This is a genomic window from Pantoea sp. Cy-639 (assembly GCF_011752525.1).
Lineage (GTDB): Bacteria > Pseudomonadota > Gammaproteobacteria > Pseudomonadales > Pseudomonadaceae > Aquipseudomonas.
Window position 1 is genome coordinate 268,107 of the sequence record NZ_VWXI01000002.1, and the last position, 14,471, is coordinate 282,577.

The window sequence follows — 14,471 nt, forward strand, 5'->3', positions numbered from 1 at the left end:
CGTTTAAACCAGTACGCCGGACTGGCGCAAGGCAGTACGGACTTTTTCGTGACAGCCTTCGCTCAGCCAGGTCAGCGGCAGGCGGATGCCCTGCTGCATCAGGCCCATTTCCACGAGTGCCCATTTCACCGGAATCGGGTTGGCCTCGCAGAACAGGTCCTTGTGCAGCGGCATGAGTTTTTCGTTGATTGCGCGGGCCTTCTCGGCATTGCCCTCAAGGGCGGCCTCGCACAGGTCGGCCATTTCGCGCGGGGCGACGTTGGCGGTGACGGAGATGTTGCCCTTGCCGCCCATCAGGATCAGCTCGACGGCGGTCGGATCATCGCCGGACAGAACGATGAAGTCCTTGTCGACGCCGTCCAGGATCGCCTTGGCACGGGCCAGGTCGCCCGTGGCTTCCTTGATGCCGATGATGTTCTTGACCTTCGACAGGCGGATCACGGTCTCGGCCTGCATGTCGCAGGAGGTGCGGCCGGGCACGTTATAGAGGATCTGCGGGATGTCGACGGCTTCGGCGATGTGCTTGAAGTGCTGGTACAGGCCTTCCTGGGTCGGCTTGTTGTAGTACGGGACCACCAGCAGGCAGGCATCGGCGCCGGCATTCTTGGCGTTCTTGGTCAGGTGCACGGCTTCGGCGGTGGAGTTGGCGCCGGTGCCGGCGATCACCGGAATCGGCTTCTTGCTGTGCTTGACGCGCTCGACCACGTGCTTGATGACCAGGATGTGTTCTTCGACATCCAGCGTGGCGGATTCACCGGTGGTGCCGACAGCGACGATCGCGTGGGTGCCATTTTCCAGGTGGAAGTCTACAAGTTTGTCGAGGCTATCCCAGTCCAGACGCCCTTGTGCATCCATGGGTGTGACCAACGCCACCATACTGCCCGCAATCATGTAATTGCTCCTGCCGGAAAAAGAGAGCGGTAATGGTACTGGCGCCATCGGCCTTGCACAAGCGAAGCAGGCGGGCGGAGCATTCCCCTTCGCGCCGCTTTTCGCTACCCTTGATCCTTTGATCGGTGCAGCGCGGCCCGCCGGGCCGTCGACAGTGCTCCCGGCCCGTGTTCACGGTCGCCAACGGCGGCCATCAGCAGGCCGAACCGGGAGGCTTGCCCCCGTCCTGTGCCGACCGCTCATCGCTTTAGGAATGCTGCATGTCCACCCCCACCGTTCGCGAACAATTCCTCGTCATCAGTGCCCTGGGCCCCAACCCCATGGAGCTGGCCAACGTCCTCAGCCGCGCCGCCTTCGAGAACCGTTGCGCGGTGGTCACTTCGCGCCTGTCGCGCCACGGCGAGACCAGCGCCCTGGTCCTGCAGGTCGGCGGCAGTTGGGACGCCCTGGCGCGCCTCGAAGCCGCACTGCCCAGCCTGGGCAAGAAGCACGGCCTGACCCTGGACGTGGTGCGCAGCGCCGACCAGGAAGTGCGCCCCCAGGCCCTGCCCTATGTCGCCTATGTCAGCGCGGCCTATCGCCCGGACATCATCAACGAGCTGTGCCAGTTCTTCCTCGACCACCGTGTCGAGCTCGAGGCCATGACCTGCGATACCTACCTGGCACCGCAGACCGGCAGCAGCATGCTCAACGCCCAGTTCACCGTGATCCTGCCGGCCGGCACCCAGATCAGCTGGTTGCGCGACCAGTTCCTGGACTTCGCCGACGCCCTGAACCTGGATGCGCTGATCGAACCGTGGCGCCCACAGAACCCCATGTAAGGAAGCCCCCATGGCCGTAGCACTCGACCAACCCGTCGCCGATTTCCAGGCCCAGGCCACCAGTGGCCAGACCGTCAGCCTCGCCGGGCTGCAGGGCCAGCAGGTGGTGCTGTACTTCTACCCCAAGGACAGCACCCCGGGCTGCACCACCGAGGGCCAGGGCTTCCGCGACCAGTACGCGGCGTTCCAGGCAGCGAATACCGTGGTATTCGGCGTGTCGCGCGATGGCATCAAGTCCCACGAGAACTTCAAGGCCAAGCAGGGCTTCCCCTTCGAACTGATCAGCGACAAGGACGAAACCCTGTGCCAGCTGTTCGACGTGATCAAGCTGAAGAAGCTGTACGGCAAGGAATACCTGGGCGTCGACCGCAGCACCTTCCTGATCGACAAGAACGGCGTGCTGCGCCAGGAGTGGCGTGGCGTGAAGGTGCCCGGGCATGTGGATGCCGTACTGGCGGCGGCCGAGGCCTTGAACAAGGCCTGATGTACACCGTGGGAGCGGGCTTGCCCCGCCCCCCCACGATCAGCCCCTCACGAGCAGCCCTTAAAGCATTGGCGCCACAGACGCATCCTGGCGCGGCCAGGCATCGAGCACCGCCTTGAACAGCGTCGCCAGCGGGATCGCGAAGAAGATCCCCCAGAAGCCCCACAGCCCTCCGAACAGCAGCACCGCGCAGATGATCGCCACCGGATGCAGGCTCACCGCCTCGGAGAACAGCAGCGGCACCAGCACGTTGCCATCGAGCGCCTGGATGATCGCGTACACCGCCATCAGGTAGATGAACTGGTCGCCCCAGCCCCACTGGAACAGCGCGATCAGGGTTACCGGCACCGTCACCACCACCGCACCGACATACGGCACCACCACCGACAGCCCCACCAACAGCGCCAGCAAGGCGGCATAGTTGAGTCCCAGGGTGATGAAGGCGATATAGGTGGCAGTCCCGCAGATCAGGATTTCTATGCCCTTGCCGCGAATGTAGTTGGCGATCTGCCGGTTCATCTCGTCACCCACTCGGTTGAGCAGCGTGCGCTGGCGCGGCAGATAGCCGCTCACCCAGCGCCCGATAAGCTCGCGGTCCTTGAGGAAGAAGAACACCAGGATCGGCACCAGCACCAGGTAGATCATCGCGTTGACCAGCAACGGCAGGCTCGACAGCGAGAAGGTCAGCGCCCACTGGCCGAACTTGCCGATTTCGCCACGCACCGACTCGATGGCGCGCAGTACCTGCTCGTCCGACACCAGGTGCGGGTAACGCTCAGGCAGCAACAGCAGCAACGATTGCCACTTGCCGAGCATCCCCGGCAACTCGTTGAACAGAGTGATCAGCTGGTGCCACAGCAACGGCACCAGCACCAGTAGAAACACCGCCAGCGCGCCCATGAACAGCGCGAACACCAGCCATACCGCGAGCCGGGTCGGCACCCGCAGGCGTTCGAGGGCGTTGACCAGCCCCTGCATCAGGAACGCCAGGACCATGCCTGCCAGCACCGGCGCGAGCATGCCGCCCAGCGTCAGTACCACGGTGAAGGCCAGGAACAGCAGGACCGCCAGCACCACAGCCTCCTCATCGGAGAAGTAGCGCTGCATCCAGTCGCGAAGCACTTTGAACATTGACGATCCTTGGGTTGAGACTCAGGCCTTGCGCAGCCAGTAGGTGTACACGCCGGCCTCGGCCGTTTCGTGCAACAGCGTGTGACCGGCGAGCCGGGCGAAAGTGTGGAAGTCGCGCTGCGAGCCTGCGTCGGTGGCGATCACCTTGAGCACCGCACCGCTGCCCAGGCGATTGAGTTCCAGCTTCGCCTTGAGCAGCGGCAAGGGGCAGTTCAGACCGCTGGCGTCGAGCTCGGCGTCGCTGGTCGGGGTGTCACTCATCGGTAGTGTCTCCGGGGTGTGGACAGGAAGGTCCGCTAGGATACCGCCACTGGTCGGCATCGTGCGACCCGGCTACAGTAAGGCTTTTTGACCGACGCGAGCTTGTGCATGAATCTACTGCGCCCCACCCTGCTGGCGCTGGCCTGCCTGATGGCCCTTCCCGGCCATGCCGACGACCTGCCGTCACTGGGCGACGCCAGCTCCGCGATCGTCTCGCCACAACAGGAACACCAGCTCGGTCGCGCCTGGCTGAGCCTGCTGCGCGGCCAGGTCAACCAGCTGAACGACCCGCAACTCAAGGACTACGTCGAGACCAGCGTGTACAAGCTGGCCGAGACCAGCCAGTTGCAGGACCGGCGCCTGGAATTCATCCTCATCGACAGCCGCGAGCTGAACGCCTTCGCCGCACCGGGCGGGATCGTCGGGGTCAACGGCGGCCTGTTCCTCAATGCCCAGACCGAAGGCGAGTACGCCTCGGTTCTGGCCCACGAACTGGCACACTTGTCGCAACGTCACTTCGCCCGCGGGGTCGAGGCCCAGCAGCGCATGCAGTTGCCGATGATGGCCGCGATGCTCGCCGGCATCGTGCTGGCCGCCGGCGGCGGCGGCAATGCCGGCATCGGCGTGATCGCCGGCACCCAGGCCGCGGCGATACAGGAACAGCGGCGCTTCTCCCGGCAGAACGAACAGGAAGCCGACCGCATCGGCATCCTCAACCTGGAAAAGGCCGGCTACGACCCGCGCAACATGCCCTCGATGTTCGAGCGCCTGGCCCGCCAGTACCGCTACGACGCCAAACCACCGGAGTTCCTCCTCACCCACCCGGTCACCGAATCGCGTATCGCCGACACCCGCAACCGCGCCGAGCAGGCACCCAAGGGCGGCGTCGAGGACAGCATGCGCTACCAGCTGATCCGCGCCCGGGTCGCCCTCACCTACGAAGGCACCCCAGGCCTGGCGGCCAAGCGTTTCCGTGCCCAGCTCGACGAAAACCCCGGGATGGATGCTGCTCGCTACGGCCTGGCGCTGGCGCAGATCAAGGGCGGCCGGCTCAACGAAGCGCGGGAGAACCTCAAGCCGCTGCTGGCCAAGGCCCCCAACGACATCACCTACAACCTGGCGCAGATCGACCTGGACATCACCAACAATCGCCTGGCCGACGCCCAGCAACGCGCCGAGCGCATGCAGGGCCTGTACCCGGGCAACTACCCGCTCAAGCAGGTGCGTGCCGACCTGCTGGTCAAGCAGGGCAAGCCGGCAGAGGCGGAAAAGGTCCTGGACGACCTGGTGAAGAACCGTCCGGACGACCCGGATGTCTGGTACGACGTGGCGGAAGTGCGTGGCCTGTCAGGCAATACCATCGGCCTGCACCGTGCCCGCGCCGAGTACTTCACCCTGGTGGGCGACTTCGACCAGGCGATTCAGCAGCTCGACTATGCCAAGCGCCGCGCCGGCAGCAACTTCCCACTGGCGGCACAGATCGACCAGCGCCAGCGCGAAATCATGGAGCAGCAGCGCATGGTCAAGGAAATGATGGGCCGCTGATACGCAACCAGAACCAATCGCGGGGCAAGCCCGTTCCCACGCCCGACAACTGCGGCGTGGGAGCGGGCTTGCCCCGCGATGGTTTCAAGCGCGGCTCAGGCGTTGCCGGACAGCTTCAGGCGCGCCGCCTGGGTGAAGTCGAGCATGCGGTTCAGCGGCTTGATCGCCTTGGGGATCAGTGCCGGCTCGACGAAGATCTCGTTGCTGGCGTTGCGCAGGCAGTCCAGCACCCGCTCCAGGGTGTTCATCGCCATCCACGGGCAGTGGGCGCAGCTGCGGCAAGCCGCGCCGTTGCCGGCGGTCGGCGCCTCGACGAATACCTTGTCCGGGCACAGCTGCTGCATCTTGTAGAAGATGCCGCGGTCGGTGGCGACGATGAAGGTCTTGTTCGGCAGGGTCTGCGCCGCCTTGATCAACTGGCTGGTGGAACCCACCGCGTCGGCCAGCTCGATCACCGCTTCCGGCGACTCCGGATGGACCAGGATCGCCGCCTCCGGATACAGCGCCTTCATGTCGGCCAACTGGCGCGACTTGAATTCCTCGTGAACGATGCAGGCACCGTCCCACAACAGCATGTCGGCGCCGGTCTGCTTCTGGATGTAGCGGCCCAGGTGCTGGTCCGGCCCCCAGATGATGGTCTCGCCGTTGTCCATCAGGCTCTCGACGATCTCCAGCGCGCAGCTTGAAGTCACCACCCAGTCGGCCCGCGCCTTCACGGCCGCGGAGGTGTTGGCATAGACCACCACGGTGCGCTCGGGATGCTGGTCGCAGAACGCCGAAAAGGCCTCCACCGGGCAACCCAGGTCGAGGGAACAGGTCGCCTCGAGGGTGGGCATCAGCACGCGCTTTTCCGGAGTAAGGATCTTGGCGGTCTCGCCCATGAAGCGTACGCCTGCGACCACCACGGTCTCGGCCGGATGCTGCTTGCCGAAGCGCGCCATCTCCAGCGAGTCGGACACGCAGCCGCCGGTTTCCTCGGCCAGGGCCTGGATCACCGGATCGCAGTAATAGTGGGCGACGAGCACGGCGTTCTGCTTCTTCAGCTCGGCGGCGATGGCCGCACGGTATTCGGCCTCCTGCGCGGGCGTCAGCGGGTTGGGCTGCTTGGCGTCGAGGTGGGCCTGTACCAACAGGCGTTCGGAAATCTGGGTCATGATCGCTGGACCTGCGGGGCGCGTGCGCGCGTCAGTCGAGTGTATCACCCGGCCCTGGCAGATCGGCTAACGGCGCCGGATGGCCAGCAGTGGCAGGCCCTCGCGGCCCCTCTGCGGGCGCGGATTATTATCGGACGGCGAAGGCTACAGGCAATCGCAGCGATGCAAAAGGGGTTTTTGTGCGCCCGCCCGGATGCAATCGCGGGGCAAGCCCACCCCCACGCCAATCCACGTGGAGGCCGGCTTGCCCCGCGCAAAGGGCCATCCGGGGAAGGCTCAGCCCTGCGGCTGCAGCACCGCCAGCTGGCTGCTGATCAGCATGGCGAACTCTTCGACGGTCATCTTCTGGCCGTTGAACTCGACCATGCCGTCGGCGTACTGCAGGCTCGATACCACATCGTTGCCCTGCACCGTGGCCATGCCGCTTTGCAGCGCCATCATGCCGACCATCTCGCCAGCCTGGCCAGACTGCTGGGCAATGGCCTGGGCGTCGGTCTCGCCATCGAGCAGCGCCTGCAGGGTAGCCAGGTCGCCGATCATCGGCTTGGACACGCTCAGCTTGCCATGCAGGCGGCTGATCAGTTGCTTGCCCAACTGGTCGGGCGGCAGGTCGAACGAGCTTGGATTGGCGAAGTCCATCGCCAGGTTGAACTGGCTTTCACCATTGGCGGTCTTGAACGCCAGCTTCTCGATCGCCAGTTGCGGCTTGCCCGCCAGCAAGCGCTGCAGGTCACCCTGGACCTTGGCCTGCTCCTCGGGAGTCATGTCGAACGACGGCAGCGCCTCACCCTCGGCGGCGGCCTGCTGGACCTCCGGCAGACGAGCCTGGTACCACTCCATCAGTGCCTGCATGGCCGGGATGTCGACGGACTTCATGGTGAAGACCATCTCGCCGCTGCCAACCTTGCGCCCGGCGTAGGTGATGTCCGACACCTTGTATTCCAGGCGGCCAGAGAGCTTGTCCTTGGCCTCGCCATCGGCGCTATACAGGTTGTTCTGCTGCAACCCCTTGAGCACCAGAACTTCCTGCTTCGGCCCGGAGGTCACCTGAAGGTCGGCCAGCGCCAGGTCGATGTTGCCGACATAAATCATGTCGTGGGCCGTCTCGCTGAGCTTGCCACCGATCTTGAAGCCGTTGAGCAGGACCTTGACCGGTGCGTCCTGGGCATCGGCGAAATTCAGCTCCAGGCGATCGGCGTTGGCATGGATCTCGGCGGCCTTGCCGTCACGATCACCAATGACCCGCAGTTGCAGGCCGGAGAAATCGAGCACCTTCTCGCCATCCTGCTCAAGCTTGACCGGCGCCAGGCGGATATCGCTGTCGACCGTGCCGCCATAGCCCAGGCTGACCTGGCCGCTTACCGGTGCCTTGTCGCCGGCAGCGGCGAACCATGGCGCGGTGAAGTCGTCCTTTTGCAGCTCGCTGTTGCTGGTGGCCATCACCGGCATCAGCTTGAATGCCTTGACCCGCGACCAGGGGAACGGGCCGTGCTCGATCCGGTCGACCACGCCGACGTCGAAGTTCAACGTTTCGCCCTCGCCCAGCTGGATGTTCTGGGCCTTCAGGCGGTAGTGCGCGGTGCTGGTGAAGAAGTGCTGGTCCAGCGAGGCCAGCTCGATGGTCATGCTGCCACCGGTATTGGCCAGGGCCTTCTTCAGTTCGTCGTTGCCCTGGGTGATCGAGCGCTGCAGCTCGGCGGGCAACTGCTTGCCGGTGTACCAGGCGCCAGCGGTGGTTGCGACGGCGATGGCGACGGCCAGGCCGGAAAGGATGCCTACTGATTTCTTCATGAATAGAACCGATTGCTGTCCATAGGGCTATGCGCGACCTCATCGCCGCGACGGGGGCCGAATGATAGCACCGCAGGCATGGCCAAGGGATGGCCGGCATACCAGGCGCCCAGCCAGAAAGCGTAAATTTTTACGAACACGAAAGACGATCAAAATCGCAAAAAAACGCACATCTTCCGAACAATCAGGCTATAAAACCGATAAATATTTCAATTTAGTAACATCTTGTCATGTTTAACTTGACACCCATCAGGCCATCGTTTTTTATTTTTCCCACCTTGCCCAGCGCCCCATCCACGAAGAAGAACAATCGCGCCGCCATCATGCCCATTCGCCCCGACCCCCAGGCGCCGCCGTTTTCGTCCCGGCGTTGCCAGCCCTGACACCCGCGCCCTCCCCCGCGCACTCCCTTGCTCCAACATAAAAGGTGAACAACATGGAGCTCGTCCGCTCGTCCTTGCCGTGCCCGTCGCACGCCGTGCCCGCTGCCCTGGCTCAGGAGTCCCGCCCGCATGCAGACTGACCACCGCGCAGCCGGCAACGGCCAGTTCCGTAAATCCCTGCGCCTCTGGCACGTGGTGATCATCGGCCTGGCCTACCTCACCCCGATGACCGTGTTCGACACCTTCGGCATCGTCTCCGGCCTCACCGCCGGGCACGTGCCCAGTGCGTACATCCTGGCCCTGGCCGGCATCCTGTTCACCGCCGTGAGCTATGGCACCCTGGTACGCCGCTTCCCCCAGTCCGGCTCGGCCTATACCTACACCCAGCGGGCCATCAACCCGCATGTCGGCTTCCTGGTCGGCTGGTCGTCGCTGCTCGACTACCTGCTGCTGCCGATGGTCAACGCGCTGCTGGCCAAGCTCTACCTGTCGGCGATGTTCCCCGAGGTGGCAGGCTGGGTCTGGGTCGTCGGCTTCGTCATCGTGATCAGCCTGATCAACATGCGCAGCGTCAACCTGGTGGCGCACTTCAACCTGCTGTTCGTGCTCGTCCAGGTGGCGATCATGAGCGTGTTCGTCTACCTCTGCGTGCGTGGCCTGGATCAGGGAGAGGGCCTGGGCACGGCGTGGAGCCTGATTCCGTTCGTCGACGACAAGACCCAGTTCAGTGCCCTGGCCGCCGGTGCGACCATCCTGTGCTTCTCGTTCCTGGGCTTCGATGCCGTGACCTGCCTGTCCGAGGAAACCCGCGAGCCAGGCCGGATCATCCCGCGGGCGATCTTCCTCACCGCGCTGATCGGCGGCGTGGTGTTCATCCTGGTGTCGTACTTCATCCAGGCCTACTTCCCGACCATGGCACGCTTCCACGACCAGGAGGCGGCCCTGCCGGAGATCGCCCTGTACGTCGGCGGCAAGCTGTTCCAGTCGGTGTTCATCGCCTGCACGGTGATCAATACCCTGGCCTCGGGCCTGGCCTCGCAGACCAGCGTGTCGCGCCTGCTGTACGTGATGGGCCGGGACAACGTGATCCCGGCCGGGGTGTTCGCCCGCCTGCACCCACGCTACAAGACCCCGGTACTGAACATCGCCGTGGTCGGCCTGATCTCGCTGTCGGCGATCTTCTTCGACCTGGTCACCGCCACCTCGATCATCAACTTCGGCGCACTGGTGGCGTTCAGCTTCGTCAACCTGTCGGTGATCAACCACTGCTACTTGCGTGAAGGCAATCGCCAGGGGCTGATGAACAAGCTCAAGTACCTGGTCTTGCCGACCATCGGTTTCTGCATCATCGTCTCGCTGTGGCTGGACCTGAACGAGCATTCGCTGCTGTTCGGTGGCCTCTGGGCCATGCTCGGCGTACTGTACCTGGCCTGGCTGACCAAGGCGTTCCGGGTCGCGCCACCGAACTACCTTGCCGATTGATACTCGCCGCCAACGACGACGCCCGCGCCTGAACGCGGGCGTTGTCCATGTTCGAAAAGGAAAATGTCCATGCCGCTGCGCCGCCTGTCCATCCAATGGAAGATCACCCTGCTCGCCGGTCTGTGCCTGCTGGTGATCGTCGCCTTGCTGGTCGCCACCTCGCTCACCCAGGCCCGCCGCAGCGCCACGCTGGTCAGCCAGGCCAGTGCCCAGATGCTCGAGCAGAGCGCGCGCCTGCGCCTGCAGGCCCAGGCCGAGACCCAGACCCTGCGCATCCAGCGCTACTTCATGGACGCCTACCAGTACGGCAACGGCTTCGCCCAGGTGGTCCAGGTCCTCAAGGCCCGCGGCGACGCCGACCTGCGCGCCGCGCTGAGCGCCCAGGCGCGCAAGGCCCTGGCCGGCAACCCGAAGCTGATCGGCCTGTACCTGGTGTTCCAACCCGACGCCCTGGACCACCAGGACAGCCGCTTCGTCGGCCAGGCCGAGCAGGGCAGCAACGACAGCGGGCGTTTCTCCCTGTACTGGTCGCAACCCAGCCCCGGCACCCTGGAGTCCGAGGCCATGCCCGAGTCGATGCTGGCCGACACCAGCGTCGGCGCCAATGGCTCGCCCTACAACCGCTGGCTGACCTGCCCACAGGAGTCAGCCAAGGCCTGCGTGCTCGACCCCTACCTCGACGAGGTCAACGGTCGCCAGGTACTGATGACCAGCATCGCCCTGCCGCTGCTGGAGAACGGCAAGGTGATCGGTGTGATCGGCCTGGACATCGGCCTGGACAACCTGCAGCAGCAAAGCCTGGACGGCCGCCAGGAGCTGTACGACGGCCAGGGCCAGGTCAGCATCGTCAGCCCTGCCGGCCTGCTTGCCGGCCATAGCCGCGACGCCACCCAACTGGGCAAGCCCCTCGCGCAGGCCGTCGCCGACGGCGTGCTGCGTATCGCCCGGCCGTTCGCCCCCATCCCCGACGCCGCGCCCTGGCAGGTACTGCTGGAGCTGCCGCAAGACGTGCTGCTGGCGCCGGCGGTGGCCCTCAACCAGCGCCTGGACGCGCACAACCAGAGCGCCAACCTCACCAGCCTGCTGATCGGCCTGGCAGCAGCGGTACTGGGCTTGCTGCTGGTGTGGCTGACCGCCCGCGGCGTGACCCGACCGATTCTCGCCGTGGCCGAGCGCCTGAAGGACATCGCCAGCGGCGAAGGCGACCTGACCCGGCGCCTGGACTACAACCGTGACGATGAACTGGGCCAACTGAGCGGCTGGTTCAACCGCTTCCTCGACAAGCTCCAACCGGTCATCGCCCAGCTCAAGGCGTCGCTGCAGGAGGCCCGCGGTACTGCCGACCAGTCGGCAGTGATCGCCACCCAGACCAGTACCGGCATGCAGCAACAGCATCGCGAGATCGAGCAAGTGGCCACCGCCGCCAATGAAATGAGCGCCACCGCCCACGATGTCGCCAACAACGCGGCCCAGGCCGCGCAAGCGGCACGCGGTGCCGATCAGGCCGCCCGCGAAGGGCTGGCATTGGTCACGGCGAACCGCCAGGACATCGAGCGGCTGGCCGACGGCATGGACGCCGCCATGCACGAGGCGCGCAGCCTGGAAAGCCGCAGCGAGCAAATCGGCTCGGTGCTCGAGGTGATCCGCGCGATTGCCGAGCAGACCAACCTGCTGGCCCTCAACGCCGCCATCGAGGCCGCTCGGGCCGGCGAGGCCGGACGTGGCTTTGCAGTGGTCGCCGATGAAGTGCGCAACCTGGCCCAGCGCACCCAGGTGTCGGTCGAGGAGATCCGCCAGGTGATCGAGGGCCTGCAACACGGCACCCGCGATGTGGTGGGCGCCATGGCCACAGGCCAGCGCCAGGCCCAGGACAGCGCGACGCAGATGGCCCAGACCCTGCCGGCACTGCAACGCATCGGCGAGGCCGTGATGGTGATCACCGACATGACCTTGCAGATCGCCTCGGCCGCCGAGGAGCAGAGCGCGGTGGCCGAGGAGGTCAACCGCAATGTCGCAGGCATCCGCGACGTGACCGAGTCACTGTCCGGCCAGGCCGACGAATCGGCGCGGATCAGCCAGGCGCTGAACCAGCTGGCCAACCAGCAGCAGACGCTGATGGCGCCGTTCCGGGTCTGACCCTGGTCGCTCCCGCAGCCCGCTAACCGGGCGGGCGGGAGCCGGCCGGAGCGTCCGCCAGTCGCACGTTCAAGACTTTCATATCGTGTTGACGTTCTTTTCACGCAACGTCCTTTAGCGTCGCCTCCCTTAGCGGCCGCCACCCCGAACTCCGGCGGCCACCTGGTGCAACGAGGCCCACGTGTCGACTACTTCCTCCCCCGCTCGCAAACCCATGGACTGGGCCGGTCTCGGCTGGCTCCTGCTGTTCTTCTGGTATTTCTCCGGCGTCATCCAGGCCCTGCTGCTGTTCAGCGGCACCACTGGCTTTGCCGGCTTCCGCGACTCCTTGATCCTCAGCAGCCTGTGGCTGGCCCCGGTACTGCTGCTGCCGCGCCTGACCCGCCCGCTCAGCGCGCTGATCGGCCTGGTGCTGTGGGCCACATCGCTGGTGGGCCTGAGCTACTTCGGTATCTACCACCAGGAGTTTTCGCAAAGCGTCATCTTCGTGATGTTCGAGTCCAATACCGCCGAGGCCGGGGAGTACTTCAGCCAGTACTTCAACATCTGGCTGTGCCTGGGCCTGCTGCTCTATACCGTGGTCGCGGTACTGCTGTGGAAGCGCGTGCGTCCCGTCCACCTGCCGTTGTACAGCCGTGTCCCGGTGGTGGTGCTGCTGCTCGGTTCGATCCTGGTCTACCCGTTCTACAAGCACATGGTCACCCAGCAGCGCAACTTCGCCGACGCCCAGGAAAAGGTCGAGCAGCGCATGGAAGCGGCCGTGCCATGGCAACTGGTAGTGGGCTACCGGCAGTACCGCCAGCAACTGGACAACATGCAGAACCTGCTGCAGAAGAATGCCGCCCTGCCGCCCCTGGAAAACCTCAAGGACAGCAGCGGCGACCAGCCGCGCACCCTGGTGCTGGTACTGGGCGAGTCCACCACCCGCGAGCACATGCACCTGTACGGCTATGGCCGCGACACCACGCCGAACCTCGATGCCCTGGCCGCCAGCGGCCAAGGCCTGACGGTGTTCCGCAATGTCGTCTCGCCGCGCCCCTACACCATCGAGGTGATGCAGCAGATCCTCACCTTCGGCGATGAAGAACACCCCGACCGTTTCCTCACCGATCCGTCGCTGATCAATCTGATGAAACAGGCAGGCTACAAGACCTTCTGGATCACCAACCAGCAGACCATGACCAAGCGCAACACCATGCTCACGACGTTCTCCCAGCAGACCGACGAGCCGGTGTACCTGAACAACCAGCGCAACCAGAATGCCAGCCAGTACGACAGCGTGGTCCTGGCCCCCTTCGACAAGGCACTCAAGGATCCGGCGCAGAAAAAACTCATCATCGTCCACCTGCTGGGCACCCACATGGACTACCGCTACCGCTACCCGGACGAGTTCGACCACTTCAAGGACAAGGTCGGCGCGCCGGCGGTGCTGAGCGCCGACCAGCTGGAAACCTACAACTTCTATGACAACGCGGTGCGCTACAACGACTTCGTGGTCTCGGACCTGATCAAGCGCTACTCGGCAACGACACCGAACGGCTTCCTGCTGTACCTCTCCGACCACGGCGAGGACGTGTACAGCTCCGGCAACCATGATCGCCTCGGCCGCAACGAGCTCGATCCGACCCGGCCGATGTACACCATCCCCTTCCTGCTGTGGACTTCGCCGAGCTGGCAGGCCAGCCACCCACGCGACTTGCAGGCGATGGCCAACCGCTCCTACAGCAGCTCGCACCTGATCCACACCCTGTCCGACCTGGCGGGCCTGAGCTACGACCGCTACGACCCGAGCAAGAGCGTGGTGAACCCCCTGTTCAACGCAACCCCGCGCTGGATCGGCGACCCCTATGCCAAGAACGGGCTGCACGAGTTCGACAAACTGCCCGGTGCCGATGCGCCACAGCAACAGCAGACGGCCAGCAGCGACACCCCTCGCCCGGACGGGAAGTGACCCCCTCCTGAAGCGCGCCTTGTAGCGCCCTGCCCCACCTCGAAGCCGATACCTGAACCACAGGTATCGGCTTTTTTCGTGCCTGAAGTTTATGCATGAATTTTTTTCAGGCAATTTGCAGCAATGACATTGCAAATATTACAAAACGACGACAATAGCCATCGATATGACATGGTAAAAACTCGTCAACCATGGTGTTTTACCGGAAAAAAGAGCTAAAGCCCCGATATTGCTGAGGTTTTCACCCTATCAAAATGACGAAACACTTCATTCCAAAACAGAATGATTTAACAACTAAAGGTCGTTTGTTGGGCACGCCTTTCCAAGCTGATACTGATTTCCATCAATGCAAACGCAACCGCCGTGGTCATGGAGAAACCCCCGGCCAATATTTATCGCCGCGCCATCGGAAGTGACCAGAACACAACAAAAACAACACAC

At 64.4% G+C, this 14,471-nt stretch carries 11 protein-coding genes; 6 read left to right on the plus strand and 5 right to left on the minus strand.

Annotated elements, in window-relative coordinates:
• Window positions 1-3 precede the first annotated feature (3 nt).
• Window positions 4-891: a 4-hydroxy-tetrahydrodipicolinate synthase gene (gene dapA, locus F3J43_RS03460; protein ID WP_166883422.1), complete on the minus strand. Its 888-nt coding sequence runs from the start codon at window positions 889-891 to the stop codon at window positions 4-6.
• 260 nt (window positions 892-1,151) lie between these two features.
• Here dapA and F3J43_RS03465 point away from each other — a divergent pair, with 260 nt between their 5' ends.
• Both F3J43_RS03465 and F3J43_RS03470 read left to right on the plus strand, forming a co-directional pair.
• A complete protein-coding gene (locus tag F3J43_RS03465) occupies window positions 1,152-1,712 on the plus strand; it encodes a glycine cleavage system transcriptional repressor (protein WP_166883423.1) in 561 nt (186 codons plus the stop codon).
• 10 nt (window positions 1,713-1,722) lie between these two features.
• Window positions 1,723-2,196 carry a peroxiredoxin gene (locus tag F3J43_RS03470; protein WP_166883424.1) on the plus strand — a complete coding sequence of 158 codons (474 nt, stop codon included), beginning with the start codon at window positions 1,723-1,725 and terminating at the stop codon, window positions 2,194-2,196.
• Between the two features lie 60 nt (window positions 2,197-2,256).
• Here F3J43_RS03470 and F3J43_RS03475 read toward each other — a convergent pair whose 3' ends face one another.
• Both F3J43_RS03475 and F3J43_RS03480 read right to left on the minus strand, forming a co-directional pair.
• Window positions 2,257-3,327 (minus strand): AI-2E family transporter, encoded by a 1,071-nt coding sequence (locus F3J43_RS03475; RefSeq protein WP_166883425.1) that lies wholly within the window; start codon window positions 3,325-3,327, stop codon window positions 2,257-2,259.
• A 21-nt stretch (window positions 3,328-3,348) separates the two neighbouring features.
• Window positions 3,349-3,588: a sulfurtransferase TusA family protein gene (locus tag F3J43_RS03480; protein WP_166883426.1), complete on the minus strand. Its 240-nt coding sequence runs from the start codon at window positions 3,586-3,588 to the stop codon at window positions 3,349-3,351.
• 108 nt (window positions 3,589-3,696) lie between these two features.
• On the opposite strand from F3J43_RS03480, the gene F3J43_RS03485 reads away from it, so the two are divergent.
• On the plus strand, window positions 3,697-5,133 hold the full coding sequence (locus tag F3J43_RS03485; protein WP_166883427.1) for a M48 family metalloprotease: 1,437 nt from the start codon (window positions 3,697-3,699) through the stop codon (window positions 5,131-5,133).
• Window positions 5,134-5,228: 95 nt separating this feature from the next.
• Here the strand turns inward: F3J43_RS03485 and nadA are convergent, their stop codons facing one another.
• On the minus strand, window positions 5,229-6,287 hold the full coding sequence (gene nadA / locus F3J43_RS03490; RefSeq protein WP_166883428.1) for a quinolinate synthase NadA: 1,059 nt from the start codon (window positions 6,285-6,287) through the stop codon (window positions 5,229-5,231).
• Window positions 6,288-6,563: 276 nt separating this feature from the next.
• Window positions 6,564-8,078, minus strand: coding sequence for a YdgA family protein (locus tag F3J43_RS03495; protein WP_166883429.1), 1,515 nt, complete (start codon window positions 8,076-8,078; stop codon window positions 6,564-6,566).
• A gap of 512 nt (window positions 8,079-8,590) precedes the next feature.
• Between F3J43_RS03495 and F3J43_RS03500 the strand changes: the two genes are divergently transcribed.
• The 3 genes from F3J43_RS03500 (at window position 8,591) to F3J43_RS03510 (ending at window position 14,030) form a co-directional block, all read left to right on the plus strand.
• Window positions 8,591-9,943, plus strand: a complete 1,353-nt coding sequence (locus F3J43_RS03500; protein WP_166883430.1) for an APC family permease — start codon at window positions 8,591-8,593, stop codon at window positions 9,941-9,943.
• A 69-nt stretch (window positions 9,944-10,012) separates the two neighbouring features.
• Window positions 10,013-12,079, plus strand: a complete 2,067-nt coding sequence (locus F3J43_RS03505; RefSeq protein WP_166883431.1) for a methyl-accepting chemotaxis protein — start codon at window positions 10,013-10,015, stop codon at window positions 12,077-12,079.
• A 181-nt stretch (window positions 12,080-12,260) separates the two neighbouring features.
• A complete protein-coding gene (locus F3J43_RS03510) occupies window positions 12,261-14,030 on the plus strand; it encodes a phosphoethanolamine transferase CptA (RefSeq protein WP_166883432.1) in 1,770 nt (589 codons plus the stop codon).
• The last annotated feature ends 441 nt before the right edge of the window (window positions 14,031-14,471 follow it).

Bases quoted from the DNA above. Each gene is read 5' to 3' on its own strand.
- F3J43_RS03500 (WP_166883430.1), top strand. From the start codon at position 8,591: ATGCAGACTGACCACCGCGCAGCCGGCAACGGCCAGTTCCGTAAATCC.
- F3J43_RS03505 (WP_166883431.1), top strand. From the start codon at position 10,013: ATGCCGCTGCGCCGCCTGTCCATCCAATGGAAGATCACCCTGCTCGCC.
- nadA (WP_166883428.1), bottom strand. From the start codon at position 6,287: ATGACCCAGATTTCCGAACGCCTGTTGGTACAGGCCCACCTCGACGCC.
- F3J43_RS03480 (WP_166883426.1), bottom strand. From the start codon at position 3,588: ATGAGTGACACCCCGACCAGCGACGCCGAGCTCGACGCCAGCGGTCTG.
- dapA (WP_166883422.1), bottom strand. From the start codon at position 891: ATGATTGCGGGCAGTATGGTGGCGTTGGTCACACCCATGGATGCACAA.
- F3J43_RS03485 (WP_166883427.1), top strand. From the start codon at position 3,697: ATGAATCTACTGCGCCCCACCCTGCTGGCGCTGGCCTGCCTGATGGCC.
- F3J43_RS03495 (WP_166883429.1), bottom strand. From the start codon at position 8,078: ATGAAGAAATCAGTAGGCATCCTTTCCGGCCTGGCCGTCGCCATCGCC.
- F3J43_RS03475 (WP_166883425.1), bottom strand. From the start codon at position 3,327: ATGTTCAAAGTGCTTCGCGACTGGATGCAGCGCTACTTCTCCGATGAG.
- F3J43_RS03470 (WP_166883424.1), top strand. From the start codon at position 1,723: ATGGCCGTAGCACTCGACCAACCCGTCGCCGATTTCCAGGCCCAGGCC.
- F3J43_RS03465 (WP_166883423.1), top strand. From the start codon at position 1,152: ATGTCCACCCCCACCGTTCGCGAACAATTCCTCGTCATCAGTGCCCTG.